This is a genomic window from Rhizobium sp. 10N427 (assembly GCF_056394605.1).
In genome coordinates, this window is sequence record NZ_JBFTID010000018.1 from 1 (window position 1) to 20282 (window position 20282).

General features: G+C 60.1%; 18 protein-coding genes, 1 tRNA gene and 1 pseudogene. 6 read left to right on the plus strand and 14 right to left on the minus strand.

All coding sequences use genetic code 11. The annotated features are described in order from the left end of the window. Positions 1–138: pseudogene (locus AC1DIJ_RS26625) on the plus strand (IS110 family transposase); the annotation flags it as partial. 142 nt (positions 139–280) lie between these two features. Here AC1DIJ_RS26625 and era read toward each other — a convergent pair. The 8 genes from era to rpoZ all read right to left on the minus strand — a co-directional run bounded on the left by era (position 281) and on the right by rpoZ (position 7065). Beyond that, positions 281–1222 (minus strand): GTPase Era, encoded by a 942-nt coding sequence (gene era, locus AC1DIJ_RS26630; protein WP_112390796.1) that lies wholly within the window; start codon positions 1220–1222, stop codon positions 281–283. 7 nt (positions 1223–1229) lie between these two features. Continuing rightward, positions 1230–1949 (minus strand): ribonuclease III, encoded by a 720-nt coding sequence (gene rnc, locus AC1DIJ_RS26635; RefSeq protein WP_112390795.1) that lies wholly within the window; start codon positions 1947–1949, stop codon positions 1230–1232. After that, positions 1946–2689 carry a signal peptidase I gene (gene lepB, locus AC1DIJ_RS26640; RefSeq protein WP_112390794.1) on the minus strand — a complete coding sequence of 248 codons (744 nt, stop codon included), beginning with the start codon at positions 2687–2689 and terminating at the stop codon, positions 1946–1948. The genes rnc and lepB overlap by 4 nt, the downstream gene beginning before the upstream one ends. 115 nt (positions 2690–2804) lie before the next feature. After that, complete coding sequence (acpS, locus tag AC1DIJ_RS26645; protein WP_112390793.1) at positions 2805–3209, minus strand: holo-ACP synthase; 405 nt, start codon at positions 3207–3209, stop codon at positions 2805–2807. A 25-nt stretch (positions 3210–3234) separates the two neighbouring features. Next, positions 3235–3825, minus strand: a complete 591-nt coding sequence (locus AC1DIJ_RS26650) for a DUF2062 domain-containing protein (protein WP_112390792.1) — start codon at positions 3823–3825, stop codon at positions 3235–3237. 144 nt (positions 3826–3969) lie between these two features. Further along, positions 3970–4119, minus strand: a complete 150-nt coding sequence (locus AC1DIJ_RS26655; protein ID WP_112390791.1) for a DUF3563 family protein — start codon at positions 4117–4119, stop codon at positions 3970–3972. 165 nt (positions 4120–4284) lie between these two features. After that, entirely contained in the window at positions 4285–6519 is a 2235-nt protein-coding gene (locus AC1DIJ_RS26660) for a RelA/SpoT family protein (RefSeq protein WP_112390790.1), read from the minus strand. Between the two features lie 141 nt (positions 6520–6660). Then, positions 6661–7065 (minus strand): DNA-directed RNA polymerase subunit omega, encoded by a 405-nt coding sequence (rpoZ, locus tag AC1DIJ_RS26665; protein ID WP_112390789.1) that lies wholly within the window; start codon positions 7063–7065, stop codon positions 6661–6663. Positions 7066–7358: 293 nt separating this feature from the next. On the opposite strand from rpoZ, the gene AC1DIJ_RS26670 reads away from it, so the two are divergent. Continuing rightward, positions 7359–7940: a LabA-like NYN domain-containing protein gene (locus tag AC1DIJ_RS26670; RefSeq protein ID WP_112390803.1), complete on the plus strand. Its 582-nt coding sequence runs from the start codon at positions 7359–7361 to the stop codon at positions 7938–7940. Positions 7941–8074: 134 nt separating this feature from the next. On the opposite strand, the gene smpB is transcribed toward AC1DIJ_RS26670, so the two are convergent. Both smpB and dapA read right to left on the minus strand, forming a co-directional pair. Continuing rightward, complete coding sequence (smpB, locus tag AC1DIJ_RS26675; protein ID WP_112390788.1) at positions 8075–8554, minus strand: SsrA-binding protein SmpB; 480 nt, start codon at positions 8552–8554, stop codon at positions 8075–8077. 112 nt (positions 8555–8666) lie between these two features. Then, on the minus strand, positions 8667–9551 hold the full coding sequence (gene dapA / locus AC1DIJ_RS26680) for a 4-hydroxy-tetrahydrodipicolinate synthase (RefSeq protein ID WP_112390787.1): 885 nt from the start codon (positions 9549–9551) through the stop codon (positions 8667–8669). A 216-nt stretch (positions 9552–9767) separates the two neighbouring features. Between dapA and AC1DIJ_RS26685 the strand changes: the two genes are divergently transcribed. Together AC1DIJ_RS26685 and AC1DIJ_RS26690 are read left to right on the plus strand one after the other, a co-directional pair. Continuing rightward, positions 9768–11834 (plus strand): lytic transglycosylase domain-containing protein, encoded by a 2067-nt coding sequence (locus AC1DIJ_RS26685; protein WP_112390786.1) that lies wholly within the window; start codon positions 9768–9770, stop codon positions 11832–11834. Between the two features lie 56 nt (positions 11835–11890). Then, positions 11891–12778, plus strand: coding sequence for an alpha/beta fold hydrolase (locus AC1DIJ_RS26690; protein WP_112390785.1), 888 nt, complete (start codon positions 11891–11893; stop codon positions 12776–12778). Between the two features lie 104 nt (positions 12779–12882). On the opposite strand, the gene AC1DIJ_RS26695 is transcribed toward AC1DIJ_RS26690, so the two are convergent. From AC1DIJ_RS26695 to AC1DIJ_RS26710, 4 genes are all read right to left on the minus strand, one after another. Beyond that, entirely contained in the window at positions 12883–13953 is a 1071-nt protein-coding gene (locus AC1DIJ_RS26695; RefSeq protein WP_112390784.1) for a porin, read from the minus strand. Positions 13954–14517: 564 nt separating this feature from the next. Beyond that, positions 14518–14607: transfer RNA gene (locus tag AC1DIJ_RS26700), tRNA-Ser, on the minus strand. An 85-nt stretch (positions 14608–14692) separates the two neighbouring features. Next, the gene (locus AC1DIJ_RS26705; protein WP_112390783.1) at positions 14693–15910 is read right to left on the minus strand and encodes an FAD-dependent oxidoreductase; all 1218 of its coding nucleotides are present in this window, start codon (positions 15908–15910) and stop codon (positions 14693–14695) included. A 77-nt stretch (positions 15911–15987) separates the two neighbouring features. After that, on the minus strand, positions 15988–17103 hold the full coding sequence (locus AC1DIJ_RS26710; protein ID WP_112390782.1) for a Gfo/Idh/MocA family protein: 1116 nt from the start codon (positions 17101–17103) through the stop codon (positions 15988–15990). 209 nt (positions 17104–17312) lie between these two features. Between AC1DIJ_RS26710 and AC1DIJ_RS26715 the strand changes: the two genes are divergently transcribed. Beyond that, positions 17313–18188 carry a MurR/RpiR family transcriptional regulator gene (locus tag AC1DIJ_RS26715; RefSeq protein WP_112390781.1) on the plus strand — a complete coding sequence of 292 codons (876 nt, stop codon included), beginning with the start codon at positions 17313–17315 and terminating at the stop codon, positions 18186–18188. 92 nt (positions 18189–18280) lie between these two features. Further along, entirely contained in the window at positions 18281–20215 is a 1935-nt protein-coding gene (locus AC1DIJ_RS26720; protein ID WP_112390780.1) for a bifunctional 5-dehydro-2-deoxygluconokinase/5-dehydro-2-deoxyphosphogluconate aldolase, read from the plus strand. Positions 20216–20282 lie beyond the last annotated feature (67 nt).

The window sequence follows — 20282 nt, forward strand, 5'->3', positions numbered from 1 at the left end:
GTTTCGCGACCGGCGTTTCGCGACCGGCTCGTCGCAGCCGGCAAGCCGAAGATCGTCGCCCTCGTCGCAACCATGCGAAAGCTCCTCACCATCCTCAACGCTATCATCCGGGACGCAAAACCATGGCAAAACGCTTGACGCCGAAGACAGTCGCTCTCCCCGCGGGGGAGAAGGGAATGGAGAGGTTGCGGCTTGCCCCTTCTCCCCTCGGGGAGAAGGTGGCTCGAAGAGCCGGATGAGGGGGGCCGCAGACGCTAAGCGCTATCCCCTCACCTACCTTTTATCGCGGGAAATCCAGTCCCATTTCGCGGAACCGCTCGGGATCGTCGCCCCAGTTCTCGCGGACCTTCACGAACAGGAAAAGATGAACATTCTGCTCGAGGATTTCCGAGAGCTCGCGGCGGGAGGCCGACGAGATCGCCTTGATCGTTTCGCCGCCCTTGCCGAGAGCGATCTTCTTCTGGCTGTCGCGCTCGACATAGATGACCTGCTCGATGCGCACCGAGCCGTCCTTGCGCTCTTCCCACTTCTCTGTCTCGACGTGAGACGAATAGGGAAGCTCTTGGTGCAGGCGCAGGAAGAGCTTCTCGCGGGTGATTTCGGCCGCCAGCTGGCGCATCGGCAGATCGGAGATCTGGTCTTCCGGATAATACCAGGGGCCCTCAGGCAGCGTCTCGGCGAGATAGTTCATCACGTCGTCGCAACCCGAACCGTTCTCGGCCGAGATCATGAAGGTCTGGTCGAACTGGACCGTCTGGTTTGCCGTTGCCGCGAGCGCCAGAAGCAGTTCGCGGTTGACGCGGTCGATCTTGTTCAGAACCAGGATCTTCCGCTGCGGGACTTCTTTCAGCCCTTCCAGAATAGCCTCGGCATCGCCGCGCAATCCGCGCTCGCTGTCGATCAGCAGCATGATGACGTCGGCATCCTTGGCCCCGCCCCAGGCGGAGGTGACCATGGCGCGGTCCAGCCTGCGGCGCGGCTTGAAGATACCGGGCGTGTCCATGAAGACGATCTGGGCGTTGTTGTGGATCGCGATGCCGCGGACAACGGCACGCGTTGTCTGCACCTTATGGCTGACGATCGATACTTTGGCGCCGACGAGGCGGTTCACCAGCGTCGACTTGCCGGCATTCGTCGGCCCGATCAGGGCAACAAAGCCGGAATGGGTCGGGCCATGCGTTTCTGCGGCGCCGTCGGGCGCGATGTCATTTTCTTCGGTCATTGTTCCGTCAATTCCCGGCAGAGGGTTTCTGCCAAATACCTTCACGTTCCAGCATCTTCGTCGCAGCCACCTGTTCGGCTGCGCGCTTGGAACGGTCCACGCCCGTTTCAGGAGCCACACCGGCCACTTCAACGGTCACTGTAAAGCGCGGATCATGATCCGGGCCGCTGCGTTCTTCAACACGATATAGGGGCGTCACGCCAAATTTCGCGTGCGCCCATTCCTGCAATTCGGTTTTCGCGTCGCGCCGGGCACCGTCGGCCCTGACCGCACGCTTCTCCCAATACTTCAGAATGAAGCCGCGGGCGATCTCCAGCCCGCCATCGAGATAGAGCGCGGCGATCAGGCTTTCCACCACGTCGGCGCGCACATTCATCATTCGCTTGCCGGTCAGCTTCTTCACATCCGAACCGGTGCGGATGAAAAGATGCAGATCGAGCTCGTCAGCAACGGAAGCGCAGGTATCGGCGCTGACCAGCTGGTTCAGCCGCACCGAGAGCTCGCCTTCCGCAGCATTGCCGAACGTCTTGAAAAGCAGCTCGGCGATGCAGAGGCCGAGCACTCTGTCGCCGAGGAATTCGAGACGTTCGTAATTGCCGCCCTTTTGCGTCCGGGCGCTGGCATGTGTCAAGGCACGGTCCAGGCGCCCCTTCTCGGCGAACTCATGACCGATCAAGCTTTCAAGCTTGGAACGGTCGGCCGCCGAGAGCGTCTGAGCCTTCGTCATTCAACAACCTTGAAGAGGCGGTCCCAACGCATGTTGGACGGCCATTTCCAGATTTCGCGGAACGAGGTGTCGTTGCCGAGCGAGAAGAAGATGACGCTGGCGCGGCCGACGAGATTTTCGGCCGGAACGAAACCGACGTCGAAACGGCTGTCGAGCGAGTTGTCACGGTTGTCGCCCATCATGAAGTAGTGGCCTTCGGGGACGACGAATTCCTGGGTGTTGTCACCGCGCGAAACCGGCGACTGGTCGAGCGTGTCATAGGTCTTGCCGTCATCAAGCGTTTCGCGGAACACCGGAACGTCCTGGCCCGGATCCTGCGCGTAGTCGGAATTGAAGGTGCCGTCGGCAACCTTCGGAACCGGCTTGCCATTGATGAAGAGCACGCCGTTGGTCACCTGGATCTTGTCACCAGGCAGGCCGACGAGACGCTTGATGTAATCGACTTCCGGATTCGGCGGGAAGCGGAAGACGACGATATCACCGCGCTTCGGCTCGCTTTCGAAGATGCGGCCGGAAAACAGGTTCGGCGAGAAGGGCAGCGAGTATTTCGAATAGCCGTAAGCGAACTTGTTGACGAAGATGTAGTCACCGACCAGGAGCGTCGGCATCATGGAGCCCGACGGGATGGTGAAAGGCTGGAAGAAGACGGTGCGGATCACCATCGCCAGCAGCAATGCCTGGATGATGACCTTGATGTTTTCCCACAGAGCGTTCGGCTTGGTATCGGCTTTTTCGGACACGCAGTCTTATTCCTCAAAGGCGCCGAAGCGGCGCAATTCTATAGTTGCTTCTCTCTAGCGGCTTCGGCCGGTGGCGGCAATGGCGCGAACATTAAAAGCGACGACAGGCCGCGGCTCAGATGCCTTCCGGCAATGCCTCGATGATCACGAATGCCTGAGCAAGCGGATAATCATCGGTTATTGTCAAATGAATGACCGGGCGGTGCGCTGCCGGCATCATTGCCTGCAGGATTTCGGCAGCACCGCCCGTAAGCCTCATCGTCGGCTTGCCGCTCGGCAGATTGACGACGCCCATATCCTTCCAGAAGACACCCTGGGCGATGCCCGTTCCAAGAGCCTTCGAGCAGGCTTCCTTGGCGGCAAAGCGTTTGGCGTAGGATTCGGCCCGGTTTGCCCGGCGGTCTGAACGGGCCCGCTCGACATCGGTAAAGCAGCGATTTGTGAAACGCTCGCCGAAACGCTCGATCGATTTCTCGACGCGCCTGATATCGATGAGATCGCTGCCAATGCCGATGATCATGAAAGGTCCTTCTGCGGGCGAGACGTCATACCGTCGGCACGTCATGCTCGGCGATGGCGAGACGAAGCTTGGCGCGATCCATCAACCGCGTGCGGCGGCGCGACTGAAAGCCACTGACGGTGTAGTATGTCAGCATATAAAGCACAACGGATGTGACGGCGGCGGGCGGGATGGCGCCGATCAGCATCGGCTCCAGCACCGGGCGCCAAAGCTCGGTGAAATGCAGCTGGTGGAACATCTCGTGGAGATCGATCTGCTGGCCGGCCAGCGTATCCTTGCGCGCCAGCAGCAGATGCCCGATTTCCCAAGTGATGCCCCAGATGAAGGGATAGGTCAGCGGATTGCCGAAGGCGGCGCATCCGAGTGCGGCAGCCACCATGCTTCCCGACAGGAAGTAGGTGATGACGAAGGCCATGATGAAATGCACGCCGATAAACGGCGTCCAGGACACGAAGACACCGGCAGCCACGCCTGCCGCGACGGCATGCGGCGAGGCCGTCAATCTGAGGACGCGCATCTTCAAGTAACGCATTGGGCGCAGAAAGCCTTTGCGGGGCCAAAAGGCCTCGCGCATTCTTTCTCGGAATCCTGCGGGTTTTCTACGGCGGAACAACATGGCGGCTATTTAGTGCAGGGCACCTCACCATGACAAGAGCGGCGAATAATCACGGTTACCGCCAGCCGCGCCGTCCAGTTTCTTCGCACAGGGCGCACATCACACAGGGCGCCCCATCACAGTTTCGGAAGTATTATTCGCAGATTAACGGGCGCGGAACAGACCGCGGTCAACCTGACGCTGACGATACTCAAGATCAATACGGTCATGCGAACCGTTCAGGTAGGCCATTTCACGTTCCTGGGCGCTCGGAGCGCGAAGGGCGCGGGCGATTTTCTTGATAGGACCAAACATAGCGTTGTCTCTTTCTTTCGTTCATTCTCTGATGACACGGAAGATAGGTGCTGCAGCGCACAATTACCAACGCTCTAATACGAGTGCAGCCATGCGCCCTGCGCATACATGGCCTTATCGTCGTGCAATTTTGGTCACAAAACGATCATAAAATGTGCAGACGCCTCAGTCGTAGAGGCGCCGCACGGTGGCGATGCAGTCCAGTTCCTTGAGCTGCGCGAGCATCTGGTTCAGCTGGCGGAGGTCCCAGACTTCAATATCCAGCGTCATTTCGGTGAAATCGGCGGCAACACGCACCGTGTTCAGGATACGGATATTGACGTCGAGACCGCCAACCGTCTGCGCCACTTTTGCAAGGGTGCCCGGCTCGTTCAGCGCATTGACCAGAATGCGGGCCATGAAGCGCGACTTGTTGGCCTCGTCGAGATCCCAGCGAACATCGATCCAGCGATCCGGCTGGTCGTCAAAATGCTGCAGGGCGGAGGACTGGATCGGATAGATGGTGATCCCCTTCCCTTTCTCCATGATGCCGACGATGCGATCACCGGGCACGGCACCTGTCGGCGCGAACTGCACGGCGATGTTGCTGGAGATGCCGCGGATCGGAACCGCGTCGACACCGGGCTCGCCTGCGAGAAGGCCCGCTTCGGCGCCTTCCTTGTTCTTGCCCGGAACCTTGAAGATCATGCCCGAGGCGCTGCGGACGTTAAACCAGCCCTCGTCGCCGCTCGGCTTGACGGTGACGCGCTCGTCCTGATGATCGGGATAGACGGCGCGCAGCACGTCGAGCGACGACATCTCGCCGCGGCCGACGGCGGCGATCGCATCCTCGACATCCTTCTGGCCGAGGCGGTGCAGTGCAGGCTTCATCGCATCGCGCGAGAAGATCTTGCCGGCGCGGTCGAAGGTGCGCTCGAGAATACGGTGGCCGAGGCCGGCATATTGCTTGCGGATCGCCATGCGGGTGGCACGGCGGATGGCAGCACGCGCCTTGCCGGTGACGACGATCTCTTCCCACGCGGCCGGCGGCACCTGGACACCGGAGCGGATGATCTCGACTTCGTCACCATTCGCCAGCCTCGTCACCAGCGGCATGATGCGGCCGTTGATCTTGGCGCCGACGGTGGTGTCGCCGATATTGGTATGGACGGCATAGGCAAAGTCGATCGGGGTGGCGCCGCGCGGCAGGGCGATCAGCTTGCCCTTGGGCGTGAAACAGAAGACCTGGTCCTGGAACAGTTCGAGCTTGGTGTGCTCAAGGAATTCTTCCGGGCTGTCGCCTTCGGCCAGCGCCTCGATGGTGTGGCGCAGCCAGGAATAGGCATTGGACTCACGCGACAGGATATCGCCGTCAGGCGTCGTCGCGCCGTCCTTGTAGAGGGTGTGGGCGGCGATACCGTATTCGGCGATCTCGTGCATGCGCTTGGTGCGGATCTGCAGCTCGATACGCTGCGAGGACGGGCCGACGATGGTGGTGTGCAGCGAACGGTAGTCGTTCTGCTTCGGCGTCGAGATATAATCCTTGAAGCGGCCGGGCACGACGCGCCAGCGGGTGTGGACGATGCCGAGCGCCCGGTAGCAGGCGGGGATTTCATCGACGAGGATTCGGAAACCGTAGACATCCGACAGCTGCTCGAAGGACAGCGATTTCGACTGCATCTTGCGGAAGACCGAATAGGGCTTCTTCTGGCGGCCCTTGACGTAAACGCTCGCCATGCCGTTCGCTACGAGCAGATCGCGCAGTTCCGTCTCGATCTTCTTGACGAGGCCTTCATTGCGCTGGGAGAGCTCCTCCAGGCGCTTGGTGACGGTCTCATAGGCTTCCGGGTTGATGTGACGGAAGGAGAGCTCCTCGAGCTCGTCGCGCATATCCTGCATACCCATGCGGCCGGCGAGCGGCGCATAGATATCCATGGTCTCTTCGGAAATACGCGCACGCTTGTCGGCGGCCATATGGTCGAGCGTGCGCATATTGTGCAGACGGTCGGCCAGCTTGACGAGCAGCACACGCACGTCGTCGGAAATGGCAAGCAGCAGCTTGCGTAGATTCTCGGCCTGCTTCGCCTTCTTGGTGACGAGGTCGAGCTTCTTGATCTTGGTGAGACCCTCGACGAGGCGGCCGATGTCTTCGCCGAACAGCTCGTCGATCTCGGCGCGCGTCGCGGTCGTGTCCTCGATCGTGTCATGCAGCAGGGCGACCGCAATCGTCGACTCGTCGAGATGCATGTCGGTCAGAATGGCGGCGACTTCGAGCGGATGGGAGATGTAGGGATCGCCGCTGGCGCGCTTCTGCTGGCCATGCTTCTGCATGGCGTAGACATAGGCTTTGTTCAGCAGAGCTTCATTGGCGTCGGGCTTGTATTTCTGCACCCGCTCCACGAGCTCGTACTGACGCATCATCCCGAAAATACTCCGACAAAAATAAAAGCGCGCCAATCAACGATTGGCGCACGGATCATCAATATTATGCCGTAGCAATAAAGGCGCAAGATTGACGATTGGTAATCGTCAAATCATTTGGCGCACCGGACAGRCAGCGACTTAGTAGTCGTCGCTCTTTTCCGGCGGCACGAGGCCTTCGATACCGGCCAGAAGCTCTTCTTCCGACATCTGGTCGAACGTGATGGTTTCCGGCTGATCGTCCTGATCTTCGCCATCGGCAGCCGATACGCCGCCGGCAGCAATCAGGCTGGCCGGATCGGGCTCGGGCTCGTCGACTTCGACATGCTTCTGCAGCGAATGGATCAGGTCTTCCTTCAGGTCATCGGGAGACAGGGTCTCGTCTGCGATTTCGCGCAGAGCTACAACCGGGTTCTTGTCGTTGTCGCGATCGATGGTGATCGAGGCACCCTGGGAAATCAGCCGGGCGCGGTGGCTGGCAAGCAGAACCAGCTCGAAGCGGTTCTCTACTTTGTCGATGCAATCTTCAACTGTGACACGGGCCATTGCCTGTCCTTTGCGGTCGTGATCTCGGGATTGGTACGCCCGATACAATTAAAACCCGGCGAATTCAAGTTTTTCGTGCGTAGGCCTGCGGTTTACGGCCTATCCTGTTAAAATCGCACGGAGAATATGACATTTCCACCAATAGTTGCTTGGAATATGCCGAATCGTGCCCTAAATCTCCTGTATATGAATAATTCATAAATTACGGATTATTCCTCTCGCCAGTTAAGCCATTGTTTTTATGTGTTTTTGACGAGAGACTATTTGGATTACTCTAATTGGATTGGCAGGCGATGTTCGACCCACGGGAAAAAATTGCGCTCTTTATCGATGGCGCCAACCTTTATGCGGCATCCAAGAGCCTCGGCTTCGATATTGACTACCGCAAGCTGCTGAAAGCATTCCAGAAACGCGGCTACCTGCTGCGTGCCTACTATTATACGGCGTTGATCGAAGACCAGGAATATTCCTCGATCCGCCCGCTGATCGACTGGCTCGATTACAACGGCTACAAGGTTGTAACCAAGCCTGCGAAGGAATTCACCGACTCCATGGGCCGCCGCAAGATCAAGGGCAACATGGATATCGAACTCGCGATAGACGCGATGGAACAGTCCGAGACCGTCGATCACCTCGTGATCTTCTCCGGCGACGGCGATTTCACGACGCTGGTCGAAGCGCTGCAGCGCCGCGGCCGCAAGGTTTCGATCATCTCGACGATGGCAACCCAGCCGCCGATGATCGCCGACGATCTGCGCCGCCAGGCCGATCACTTCATCGATCTCCTGTCGCTCAAGGCGGAAATCGGCCGCGATCCTTCCGAGCGGCCGCAGAGGCAGGTCGAGGCTCCCGCAGCTGCCGAGAGCGACGAATAAGACCGGCTGGCCGGTTCACCCGCGTGATCCGACTGCATCCTTCTTCCATGATGAGTTTGTTCCATCGGACCGTGATCTTCGATTACGGTCCGATTGTCTTTTAGCGCGCAGGCAATGCCCGAAGGCGCTGAGGATTAGCGATTGTCCTTGAGCAACCGGCTCTTCTGCCGGTTCCAATCGCGTTCCTTCTCCGTCTCGCGCTTATCGTGCAGCTTCTTGCCCTTGGCGAGGGCGAGCTCCATCTTGGCGCGCCCCTGTTCGTTGAAGTAGATCTTCAATGGCACGAGCGTCATGCCTTCGCGGTTGATGCCGGAGCGCAAGCGATTGATTTCACGCGCAGACAGCAGCAGCTTGCGGCGGCGGCGCGGCTCGTGATTGAAGCGGTTGGCCTGCAGATATTCCGGCAAATACGAATTGATCAGCCAGATTTCGCCGCCTTCATCCGATGCGTAGGATTCAGCGATATTGGCCTTGCCGTCGCGCAGCGCCTTGACCTCGGTGCCCATCAGCATGAGCCCGGCCTCATAGGTATCGATGATCTCGTAGTTGAAGCGTGCCTTGCGGTTTTCGGCAACGACCTTCTTGACGATGCGCTGGCTGCCTTTGGGGGCCATGACGAAATTCCAACTGCTTGGGGCGCACGACGGCGCGCCCTCATTTCCTGCCACTTATGTAGGGGAACCACCCGTGCTTGTGAAGACGGGCGAGCCCGCCCTCACCTTTGGTTCAGTTCAACAGGCCGGCGTGACGGAGCGCTGCGTCCATGGCGGCTTCCGTGCCGGCTTCCAGCGAGGCGACCAGCGGCGAGCGAACGTTGCGGCTCATGCGGCCAAGCTTGGCCAGACCGTATTTCGCGCCACAGACGCCCGGCTCCATGAACACTGCCTTGTGCAGCGGCATCAGCCGGTCCTGATATTCCAACGCCTTGACGTAATCGCCAGCCAGCGTTGCCGCCTGGAACTCCGCACAGAGGCGCGGCGCCACATTGGCAACGACCGAAATACAGCCGACGCCACCGTGGGCGTTGAAGCCCAGCGCCGTTGCGTCTTCGCCCGAAAGCTGGCGGAAATCCTTGCCGCAGGTGATGCGCTGGTCGGAGACGCGCTCGATCTTGCCCGTCGCATCCTTGACGCCGACGATGTTGGAATGCGCCTTGGCGAGCGCACCCATCGTCTCCGGCGACATGTCGATCACCGAACGGCCGGGGATGTTGTAGATATAGATCGGCAGCTTGACCGCTTCGGCGATCGCCGAAAAATGCGCGATCAGGCCCTTCTGGGTCGGCTTGTTGTAATAGGGTGTAACGACGAGAACGGCATCCGCGCCTGCCTTTTCGGCATGCTGGGCAAGCTCGATCGCTTCGCGCGTGTTGTTCGATCCGGCACCGGCCATCACAGGGACGCGCTTGGCGGCCGCCTCGATGCAGAGTTCCACCACCCGTTTGTGCTCGGCATGCGACAGCGTCGGCGATTCGCCGGTCGTACCGACAGGAACGAGGCCGCTGCTTCCTTCCTTGATCTGCCAATCGACATGGGCGGCGAAAGCCGCTTCATCGACATTGCCAGAATCCGTGAAGGGGGTGACGAGGGCGGGAATGGATCCCTTGAACATGCAGAACTCCCTAAGGCCGAAATCCACGCTTCGGCCGCATTCTTTGGATAAGAGTTGCGCACCATAGAGCGGTGAAAACGCCGCGACAAGCATGCTGAGATCGGTTTAGGGCAAATTCCGATATCAAATGTGAACGAAGTTTACCGGTTCCGGTAAGCTTTCATTAAGATGCCGTTTGCGAGACTTGGGGCCACGTTTTCGTTGCGAGTATCCCGGATGAGAAGAGCTGTCCTGACCCTGACCGCCCTCGGCCTGTCGGCCGCCGCGTGGAGCAGCGTCGCGTCGCCATTGCCGCAGACAGATGTTCCGGTCCCCGACGTCAAGCCGATCGGCTATGTGCCGCAGACATCCATGCCGGAATCGATCATGACCGGCGCCATTCCGCGTACGGTCGCGCCGGTGAACGGCGATCTGAAGAGCGGGCTCGACGCGCTATCGGCCAAGGATCCGCAGCAGGCGATCTCCATTCGCGACGGCATGGCGAAGGGAACGCTCGACCGCCATATCCTGACCTGGGCGATCGCCATGTCCGGACAGAAGGGTATCCCATCCTACGAGATCGCCGGCGCCTCGCAGGAGCTGAAAGGCTGGCCCGGTCTCTCGCGGCTGCGCGCCAATTCCGAACGCGCGCTTTACGACGAAAACCCTGACCCGGCCGCTGTGTTTGCCGCTTTCGGCGATACCGCGCCGGAGACCAACGAAGGCGCCATCATCCTATCGCGCGCATTGGTTTCGGCCGGAAAGCAGGCGCAGGCAGCCAAATATATCCGCAAAGTCTGGCGCGGCCAGGGCCTGGACAAGGCAACTGAAGACAAGATCCTGGCCGAGTTTTCGGGCCTGATCACGCCTGCCGACCACAAGGCACGCATGGACTATCTCATGTATCGCGGCCGCACGGCGCAGGCCAAGCGCTTCGGCGACATGGGACAGGCGCAGTCGCTCTACAAGGCCTGGGCCGCCGTCGCCGCCAAGGCGCCGAACGCCGCGGCGCTGCTCAACGGCGTCGACAAGACATGGGGCACAGACCCCGGATATCTCTTTGCCCGCATCGAATATCTGCGCAAACAGGAGAAATATGCCGAGGCCGCCAAGCTTCTGGCGCAGATGCCATCGAAGCGCGACGAGCTGGTGAATGCCGGCGAGTGGTGGAACGAGCAGCGGATCATCAGCCGCGGGCTGGTCGATCAGGGCCAGTTTGCCGCCGCCTATCGCATCGTCTCCAACAGTGTGGCGACCAGCCCGACCGATATTGTCGAGGCGGAATTCCATGCCGGATGGTATGCGCTGCGCGGCCTTCAGGACCCCAATGCGGCCGAACAGCATTTCCGCAAGATCCTGCAGATCTCCAGCGGGCCGCTCTCCGTGTCACGCGCCTGGTATTGGCTCGGACGCTCGGCGGAAGCCGGTGGTCCCGGTCAATCGAAGGAGTTCTACACCAAGGCCGCGAGCCTTCCGAGCACCTTCTACGGGCAGCTCGCCAGCGAACGGCTGGGCCGCAAGACGCTGAATGTTTCCTATCCGTCGCCGACAAGCCAGGACCGGCAGAACCTGCAATCGCGCGAAGCGGTGCAGGCGATAGCGCGCCTTGAAGCAGCCGGACATGGCTGGCGGGCGGCGGCGCTCTATCTGGCGCTTGCCGACCAGATCCAGAGCCCTGGCGAGCTGGCGATTCTCACCGCGCAAGCCGAACGCTCCGGCGACCACCATCTGTCACTGCAGATCGGCAAGATCGCCTATTCGCGCGGCATCGATGTCGCGGCGCTTGCCTTCCCCGTCGGCGTAATTCCCGCAAGCGCCAACATCTCCGGCTCCGGCAAGGCACTCGCCTATGCCATCGCCCGGCAGGAAAGCGCATTCAACCCGGCCGCGGTCTCCGCCGCCAATGCCCGCGGTCTGCTTCAGCTTCTGCCCGGGACCGCCAAGGCCGTCGCCAAGCGGCACAACATCGCCTATTCCGCCGACAAGCTGACCGGCGACGCAGGCTATAACGCGACACTCGGCGCTCATTATCTCGGTGAACAGATCGACGCCTTCGGCGGCTCCTATATCCTGACCTTCATCGCCTATAATGCCGGCCCGAAACGCGTGCCCGAATGGATCGCCCGCTACGGCGACCCGCGCGGCAAGAATATCGACGAGATCGTCGACTGGATCGAGCGCATCCCCTTCCCCGAAACCCGCAACTACGTGCAGCGGGTTTTGGAGAACTATGAAGTCTACAAAGCCCGGCTCGGACAGACGCCCGATATCGTGCGCGACATGATCGGCGGTCGCTCCTCCTGAGAGCGCTTGCGCAATGATGCGCCGGCGCTAACCTCCCTCTCGACAGGGAGATGGCGATGTCGACGAATTTCGGAACTGGCTTTGTGGCACCGACGATCACCACGGCAGACGGCCTGCGCCTGCATGCGCGGGACTATGGCAGCGCGCATATAGGCACCTTTCCCGTCATCTGCCTGCCCGGCCTGACGCGCAATTCGCGCGACTTTCACCAGCTGGCACTTGTGCTCTCGACCAACCCACAATCACCCCGCCGCGTCATCGCCCTCGACTATCGCGGCCGCGGGCTCTCCGACTGGGATCACAACAAGGCCAATTACAACATCGCCGTCGAGGCACAGGATGTGCTTGCCCTCTGCGAGACACTCGACATCCACCGCGCCATCTTCATCGGCACCTCCCGCGGCGGTCTGATCCTGCATCTGATTGCCGCAATGAGGCCGGAACTGCTGGCAGGCGTGGTGCTGAACGATGTCGGACCGGTGCTTGAGCAGGCAGGCTTGCGGCATATCCAGGACTATCTCGGCAAGGCACGGCAGCCAGATAGCTGGGACGACGCGGCGAGAATGCTGCGGGAGCTGCATGGCAGCCACTTTGCGGCACTCTCGGTACCAGACTGGCAGGAGATGGCGCAGGCAATCTATCGCCAGACTGAAGATGGAATCGTGAGCGACTTCGATCCCGCTATCGCGGAAGCGATGACGGCCGCCGATCTCAGTAATCCATTGCCGGATCTTTGGACGCAGTTTGCGGCGATGACGGCTGCGCCGCTCTTGATCGTGCGCGGCGAGAATTCAAAGCTTTTGTCCGAGGAGACAGTTTTGGAGATGCTGAGGCGCCATCCTGACAGTGTGCGCTTGACCGCCCGGCAGCAGGGGCACGCGCCGCTGCTGCATATCGATTCTATGCCATCGCAGTTGGAGCGGTTTATCGAGGTTTGCACTTAGGCGACCATAGTCCACAGGCTAAGCGCTTAGATCTTGAACGCCACAAAAGCAAAAAGCCCGGCTCGATAGCCGGGCTTTCCTGATTAGACCGAAGTCAGATCAGATTAGAATGCGCGCTGCAGGCGGAAGAAGCCGTTTACGCCGTCCGTGCTGTTGCCAGCGCCGTCGTCAGCATTGCCGTAGTTGATTGCCAGCTTCGTGGAGAGGTTCTCTACGATCTGGTAGTCGAACGTTACGCCAGCGAGCCAGGTGTGGCCGTCGTCGTAGTTGCCGTCTGCGTCCAGTTCGGTGTTGCCGATGTACTGAACGCCAGGGGTGATCGTGAACTTGTCAGTAGCCTTGACAGCGTACTGAGCAGCAACCGACCATTCACCAGCCGTGAAGTAAGCGCTCTGGCCGCTGGAGTAGATACCAGCGATACCGAAGGTACCCGGACCGATGTCAGCACCGAGCTTTACGCGAACAGCGCCTTCTTCAGCGTCGATGTCGTAGCCGCCGATGACCTGGTACGTGAAGGCACCAGCCGTGCCACCAACGCCAACGTCGATACCGACGTCGTTACCATTGGTTTCCCAATCGAAGCCCTGGCCGCCGAGTTCTTCAACAGCGATACCAGCGTAGAAGTCGCCAGACTCATACTGGTAACGGATGGTGTTGAAGTTCGTCGTGCCGGAGTTCAGCGTGTCGAACTCGCCCGAGAAGTCATCATCCCACCAGTTAACGAACTTACCGACGCGGAGGCCAGCGATGTCGATGTAAGCGGTGTCGAGAACGGTCGAGTCCTGCGAGGACTGGTTCAGAGCGTCGCCAGCCGGGCGGTAGTTAGCCTGGTAGACTATAACGCCGGTGAGCGGGCCGTATTCAGTGTCGCTCTTGGCAGTGAACTGAACCTGACCGCGGGTGCGGACGTTCCAGTCTTCAGTCGCGCCGAGCGGCGTACCGCCAGTTTCGTACGCATCGCCGAAGCCGAAGTTTACGTCAAAACGAACGTAGCCTTCGATCTTGAGGCAGGTTTCGGTGCCCGGGATGTAGAAGTAGCCAGTGCCGTATGCGTCGCAAACGCGAACGTATTCTACTGCTTCCGGTTCAGCTGCAACGATAGCGTCGGCAGCCTGTGCACCGGATACTACTGCGAGAGCAGCAGCGGAGCCGAGAAGAAGGCTCTTGATTGTCATTGGTGACCTCCAATTCAAAGTTTCGATCGGGTCTGGGATTTTTCGCCGTTAGAGCAGCGTTCCCTGCCCCATCCCCATGTTTCAAGAAGTCGGACGATCAACCGCCCTCGCTTCCGAGGTTGAAAATACAAGACGCCGTCCGTCACGCAATCACCAACTGCCTCCTTTGTGCTGTTTGCATCTGCCTTCACAGACCCCTGTTGCTCAAAGGACACAAAATCGACATACGCCCCGCCGGCTTCTTTATACTTCGTTAAGAAACGCCCGGTTTTGCAGGGGTTTAGCGGCATCACACATGTGGATGAACCGGCGTTATGTGCCGCAATGATACCGATTTTCCGCCGGATTCGGGGCTTTCGGCACATCTTGCTTGTCGTGCCGGAGGATTTGGTTTGCGCCGATGACCAGAGATGGAGGCTCGTGAATCACATCCAGCCTGCGGTGATTCCCATTTTTGATTCTGCGGGGAACTGAATTCGATTCCATTTGAACGGCAAAACGCCCGATGCGGATTCGCAGCCGGGCGTCACAAACGAAATGCTGAATGATCTTTTTTGGGAAGGATGGCGGAGAAGATGGGATTCGAACCCACGATACCCTCTCGGGTATACTCCCTTAGCAGGGGAGCGCCTTCGACCACTCGGCCACCTCTCCGGTTGGGAGCCTGATAGAGTCATTCGACTGGTGAATCAAGCGCTATTTCGGCTTTTCACAGTCGAGACCACAGGGCACCCGGTCTTTATGCCAGGAGCTGCTTCAGATCGGCAGCACCGTCGGCCAGAATGGCCTTGTCCGGATTGATTCCGCTCTCCAGCATCTTCTTGCCTGTCACATAGGCCTTGGCGTCGTTGATGGCGTCGACGGCGATGAACTGGCCCTTGCGGAAGTACCAGATGGAATGCGCGCCTTCGCGAGCGCCCGGGCGCAGCAGCGTTTCGTCGTAGCCGAGGTTGAAACCGGCGATCTGCAGCTTCACGTCATACTGATCCGACCAGAACCACGGCTTCGGATCATAGGCTGCGTTACCGCCGGCAATCACCGCAGCGGCGGCATCGGCCTGGTCGACGGCGTTCTGTACCGATTCGAGTCTGATCTTGCCGCCCTGCCACGGGAGCACGGCGCAATCGCCCGCTGCATATATGGAGGGGTCGGAGGTGCGGGCAAACTCGTCGACGATGATTCCATTGGCGACATCGAGGCCTGCTTCCTTAGCAAGCTGGTCATTCGGGACGACGCCGATGCCAACGATGGCGAAATCGATGTCGATCACCGACCCATCGGACAGCTCGGCGCCGACAACACGGCCGTCCCGGCCGATCAGATGCTTCAATCCGGTCTTTTCGCGGATCACCACATCGTGGGTTTCGTGGATGACACGAATGATGTCGGCGGTCTCCTTGGCAGCGACGCGCTGCAGGATTCGGTCGGCCATCTCGATGACGGTGACTTCAAGGCCGAGATGACGGGCGACAGCCGCCGCTTCGAGGCCGATATATCCGCCGCCTATAATAAGGACACGGCGGCCGGGGCGCATTTCGCCGGCAAGCAGGTCGGCATCGCGCTTGTCGCGGGCGACATAGACGCCTTCGAGATCGCCGCCGATGGCTGCCGGCAGCTTGCGCGGCGTCGAGCCGGTCGTCAGCGCCAGCGTTCCATATTCTATAGAGGAGCCGTCCTGCAGCAGCACCTGCTTGGTGTCGCGCTTGATCTGCTCGACCCAGGTGGAGAGGCGAATCTCGACATTATTGTCCGGGTACCACTGCTCCGGGCGAAACAGCAGGCGATCGAAGCTCATCTCGCCGAGCAGGTATTTCTTGGACAGCGGCGGACGCTGATAGGGCAGCACATCCTCGGCGCCGAGTATGGTGATCGGGCGCGTGTCCTTGAGGGCGCGGAGTTTCGCAGCCATGGCGAAGCCTGCCTGCCCTGCGCCTATGATTACCAGTCTGTCCGTCACTGTCCCGCTCCCTGCATTCGTTGTTGGGGCGAGAGGTAGTCCCCGCCCCTTGCGCCGTCAACCGGAAGCGAATCTCTTCAGTCGATCTCGATCCAGCGGCGCTCGTGAAACGACTGTGCCATGGCGTGAACAGACTTCTCTATCCTAAGACCGTCTTCGAATGTCACCAAGGACGACGGCTCGCCCGAAATGGCGCGGATCAGTTCGCGGCATTCGATGATCTTCAGATCGTTGAAGCCGAGGCCGTGGCCCGGTGCGGGAATGAAGCGGTCATAGGGCTGATGCGCCGGAGCCGCGAGAATCTTGCGGTAGCCCTGTTCCGTGCCGCGTCCCGTCGCCTGATAGAGGTCGAACTCGTTCATCCGCTCCTGATCGTAAGCGATCGAGCCCTTCGAGCCATAGATCTGCAGCGCGATACGGCCCTTGCGGCCCCAGGCGGCGCGGTTGGCCATCAGCACGGCGGAAATGCCACCACCGAGACGCATCAGCACATTGGCCGCATCGTGATTCTCGACAGCGCGGCGGCCGCCTTCCTTGACCGGACGATCGGCATAGGGCTTCACCATATCGGTAATGACGGCCTCGACATGGCCGAAGAGATACCAGAGCAGCGACAGCGGGTGGACGGCGAAATCGTCGAGCGCACCGTAGCCGGCCGAGAGCTCGCTCTTCCAGTAGAAGAAGACATCAGGATCGGCCATGAAGTCCTCGTCCATCTCGACGCGGATATGGTTGACGGTGCCGATAGCACCTTCCTCGATCAGCGTCTTGATATGCCGCATGATCGGGTTCTGGATATAATTGTAGCCGAGCACGGCGACCTTGCCCGATGCCTTGGCGACGTCGAGCATGCGGCTGGCATCCTTATAGGCAGGTGCCATCGGCTTTTCGCACCAGACATGCTTGCCCGCTTCAAGCGCTGCAATCGCCATTTCGGCGTGAAACTGATTGGGCGTCGTCACCGAGACGACGTCGACCTCAGGATCCGATATCAGCGTCCGCCAATCGGCGGTCGCCTTCTCGAAGCCGAATTCGGAGGCGCGCGAGCTGGCGAGATCGGGGTTGGCTTCGGCGAGATGCACGAGGCGCGGCCGCTCCACATCGCCGAAGACGGTCTTGACCGCATTCCAGGCCAGCGCGTGGCACTTGCCCATATAGCCGGTACCGATCAAACCTATGCCAAGTGGCCTCATTTTGCGTATCCTCCTCCGAAAGCGAGGCGATTTTTGGAATATTTAGATCATTTTGACAAGATGCTAATGTTGCGACATTTGCGGCATCATTGTTCATTTCATGTCTAAAATACTGAAAATTCAGCGAATTAAAAACAATTAGAAACGCCGGGAGAAATCATCTATGGTGCGAAATATGGAATATATGTTTCATTTCTTGGATTGCCTGCATGGATAACGACGCCAAAGCGCAGACGCGCGTACCCCGCGATTTCGAGAGTCTGCGCAGCACGATCATCGAGCGGAAGGTGAGCATGCCGAAGCGCCTGGCGCAGGTCGCCGCCTTCGCGCTCAGCAATCCAGATGAAATCGCCTTCGGCACGACGGCCAGCATCGCCGCGGCCTCCGAGGTTCAGCCATCGACGCTGGTGCGGCTTGCGCATCATCTCGGATACGAGGGCTTTTCGGATCTGCAGAGCATTTTCCGCGAGCGGCTGCGCGACCGGACGCTGAGCTATGAAGAGCGTCTGGTAACATTGGAGCAATCCGGCGGTGACGATGAGGACGCCAATCTGCTGTCGGGCTTCATCGGTGCGGCCAGCCAGTCGATCAACCGCATGGCTTCGACGGTGCAGAGCGAGACCTTCACCAAGGCGGTGGATATCCTGGCAAGCGCCGAGACGATCTACCTGATCGCCAAGCGCCGCTCCTATCCGCTCACGGCGCATATGACCTATGCCTTCTCGAAGCTCGGCATCCGCCACCAGATCGTTGCGTCGCCGAATGGCGTCGATCCTGAGATGGTGCAGTTTGCAACGCCGAGAGATGCAGCGATCGCGGCGAGCTTCTCGCCCTATGCGGCCGACAGCCTGTCACAGGCCGAAGCGCTTGCCGATCGTGGCGTGCCTGTCGTTGCCATCACCGATTCGGCCTTTTCACCACTGGCATCACGCGCAACCTGCTGGTTCGAGGTGGCGGAGGCGGATTTTGCCGGATTCCGGTCGCTGTCGGCGTCGATGGCGCTGACCATGGCATTGCCGGTGGCGATCGCCGAGCGCAGGCGCAAGACACAGAGCCAAAAGCCGTCGAAAAGCAAAATGGAATAAATATTCCGAATTGACAACAAGACGGAACCGTTGTTTCATTATTGCCAATTCGCGGACATTTCAGACCGCATAAAAATGAGCGGGAGGACAATATGGTAGAATCGAATCCGGGTGCGCAGCCCGAGGCATCTCTCGATGTGATCACCATCGGCCGTTCCTCCGTTGACCTTTATGGCCAGCAGATCGGCACGCGGCTTGAAGATATCGGCTCCTTTGCGAAATCCGTTGGCGGCTGCCCGGCGAATATCGCCATCGGCACGGCGCGGCTCGGGCTGAAGTCGGCGCTGATAACCCGCGTCGGCAACGAGCAGATGGGCCGCTTCATCATCGAGCAGTCGGCGCGTGAAGGCGTCGAGACCAAAGGCATCAAGACCGACAAGGAGCGGCTGACGGCGCTCGTTTTGCTCGCCGTCGAGGCCGAAGGCGTTTCGCCGATGATCTTCTACCGCTCCGACTGCGCCGACATGGCGCTGGAGGAAAGCGATGTCGATGAGGACTTCATCAAGTCGTCGCGCGCGGTTCTGGTTTCCGGCACGCATTTTTCCCGCCCGAACACCGAGGCAGCACAGCGCAAGGCGATCCGGATTGCCAAGGCGAGCGGCCGCAAGGTGATCTTCGACATCGACTACCGCCCGAATCTCTGGGGCCTCGCCGGCCATGCCGAGGGATTCGAGCGCTATGTGAAGTCAGACCGTGTCTCCTCGAAGATGAAGGAGACGCTGCCGGATTGCGATCTGATCATCGGTACCGAAGAGGAAATCCTGATCGCTTCGGGCGCTGATGACGTGCTCGGCGCGCTCAAGGAAATCCGCCGGATGTCGCCCGCCACCATCGTGCTCAAGCGCGGCGCCATGGGCTGCATCGTCTATGACGGCCCGATCAGCAACAATTTGGAAGACGGTATTGTCGGCGAAGGTTTCCCGATCGAGGTGTTCAACGTGCTTGGCGCCGGCGACGCCTTCATGTCCGGCTTCCTGCGCGGCTGGCTGAAAAATGAGCCGCTGAAGACCTGCGCCACCTGGGCCAATGCTTGCGGCGCCTTTGCGGTGTCCCGCCTGCTCTGCTCGCCGGAATATCCGACCTGGGCCGAGCTCGATTTCTTCCTGAAGAAGGGCAGCGAACACCGGGCGCTGCGCAAGGACGAGGCGATCAACCACATTCACTGGGCCTCCACCCGCAAGGGCGACATTCCGCTGCTGATGGCGCTGGCGATCGATCATCGCTCGCAGCTCACCAGCGTCTGCGACGAGCTCGGCGTCGATTACAAGAAGATCGTCGCCTTCAAGCGGCTGGCTGTCGAGGCCGCCGCCCGGGTTGCCAACAATCGCAGCGGCTATGGCATGCTGATCGACGAGCGCTTCGGCCGCGATGCCTTCTTTGACGCCGCGACCAAGAATTTCTCCTGGATCGGCCGTCCGGTCGAGCTGCCGGGTTCGAAACCGCTGCGCTTCGAATTCAGCCAGGACATCGGCTCGGAGCTCGTCGAATGGCCGCTGAACCATTGCATCAAGTGCCTGTGCTTCTATCACCCCGATGATCCGGCAGAGCTGAAGCTCGAGCAGCAGGAAAAGCTGCGGACGCTGTTCGAAGCCGCCCGCAAGGTGGGCCGCGAACTGCTGGTCGAGATCATCGCCAGCAAGAACGCACCGCTGACCGACGATACCGTTTCGACGGCGATGGAAGAGCTCTATGCGCTCGGCATCAAGCCGGACTGGTGGAAGCTGGAGCCGCAGGCATCGAGCGCCGCCTGGAAGAAGATCGATGCCGTCATTGCCAAAAATGATCCATGGTGCCGCGGTATCGTGCTGCTCGGGCTGGAGGCGCCGGCCGACGAATTGCTCAAGGGCTTCGAGGCGACACTCGCCGCCCCGTCGGTCAAGGGCTTTGCCGTCGGACGCACGATCTTTGCCGATGCGGCACGCGGCTGGCTGTCGGGCAAGATGAATGACGAGGATGCGATTTCCGACATGGCGGGCCGTTTCCGCCAGCTGACCGAGGCCTGGCTGAAGACGCGAGGGCTGAACTGAGAATTTGAGGATTAGACCCCTCCTGGCCCTCTCGATTCGATGAGGGCCAGGAGGGGAAAAGTTAGAG

Excerpts from the sequence above, each read along its gene's own strand:
- dapA (WP_112390787.1), bottom strand. The coding sequence starts at position 9,551 with ATGTTCAAGGGATCCATTCCCGCCCTCGTCACCCCCTTCACGGATTCT.
- AC1DIJ_RS26660 (WP_112390790.1), bottom strand. The coding sequence starts at position 6,519 with ATGATGCGTCAGTACGAGCTCGTGGAGCGGGTGCAGAAATACAAGCCC.
- rnc (WP_112390795.1), bottom strand. The coding sequence starts at position 1,949 with ATGACGAAGGCTCAGACGCTCTCGGCGGCCGACCGTTCCAAGCTTGAA.
- acpS (WP_112390793.1), bottom strand. The coding sequence starts at position 3,209 with ATGATCATCGGCATTGGCAGCGATCTCATCGATATCAGGCGCGTCGAG.
- AC1DIJ_RS26670 (WP_112390803.1), top strand. The coding sequence starts at position 7,359 with ATGTTCGACCCACGGGAAAAAATTGCGCTCTTTATCGATGGCGCCAAC.
- AC1DIJ_RS26690 (WP_112390785.1), top strand. The coding sequence starts at position 11,891 with ATGTCGACGAATTTCGGAACTGGCTTTGTGGCACCGACGATCACCACG.
- era (WP_112390796.1), bottom strand. The coding sequence starts at position 1,222 with ATGACCGAAGAAAATGACATCGCGCCCGACGGCGCCGCAGAAACGCAT.
- AC1DIJ_RS26695 (WP_112390784.1), bottom strand. The coding sequence starts at position 13,953 with ATGACAATCAAGAGCCTTCTTCTCGGCTCCGCTGCTGCTCTCGCAGTA.
- smpB (WP_112390788.1), bottom strand. The coding sequence starts at position 8,554 with ATGGCCCCCAAAGGCAGCCAGCGCATCGTCAAGAAGGTCGTTGCCGAA.
- AC1DIJ_RS26710 (WP_112390782.1), bottom strand. The coding sequence starts at position 17,103 with ATGAGGCCACTTGGCATAGGTTTGATCGGTACCGGCTATATGGGCAAG.
- rpoZ (WP_112390789.1), bottom strand. The coding sequence starts at position 7,065 with ATGGCCCGTGTCACAGTTGAAGATTGCATCGACAAAGTAGAGAACCGC.
- AC1DIJ_RS26720 (WP_112390780.1), top strand. The coding sequence starts at position 18,281 with ATGGTAGAATCGAATCCGGGTGCGCAGCCCGAGGCATCTCTCGATGTG.
- AC1DIJ_RS26650 (WP_112390792.1), bottom strand. The coding sequence starts at position 3,825 with ATGTTGTTCCGCCGTAGAAAACCCGCAGGATTCCGAGAAAGAATGCGC.
- AC1DIJ_RS26655 (WP_112390791.1), bottom strand. The coding sequence starts at position 4,119 with ATGTTTGGTCCTATCAAGAAAATCGCCCGCGCCCTTCGCGCTCCGAGC.
- AC1DIJ_RS26685 (WP_112390786.1), top strand. The coding sequence starts at position 9,768 with ATGAGAAGAGCTGTCCTGACCCTGACCGCCCTCGGCCTGTCGGCCGCC.
- AC1DIJ_RS26715 (WP_112390781.1), top strand. The coding sequence starts at position 17,313 with ATGGATAACGACGCCAAAGCGCAGACGCGCGTACCCCGCGATTTCGAG.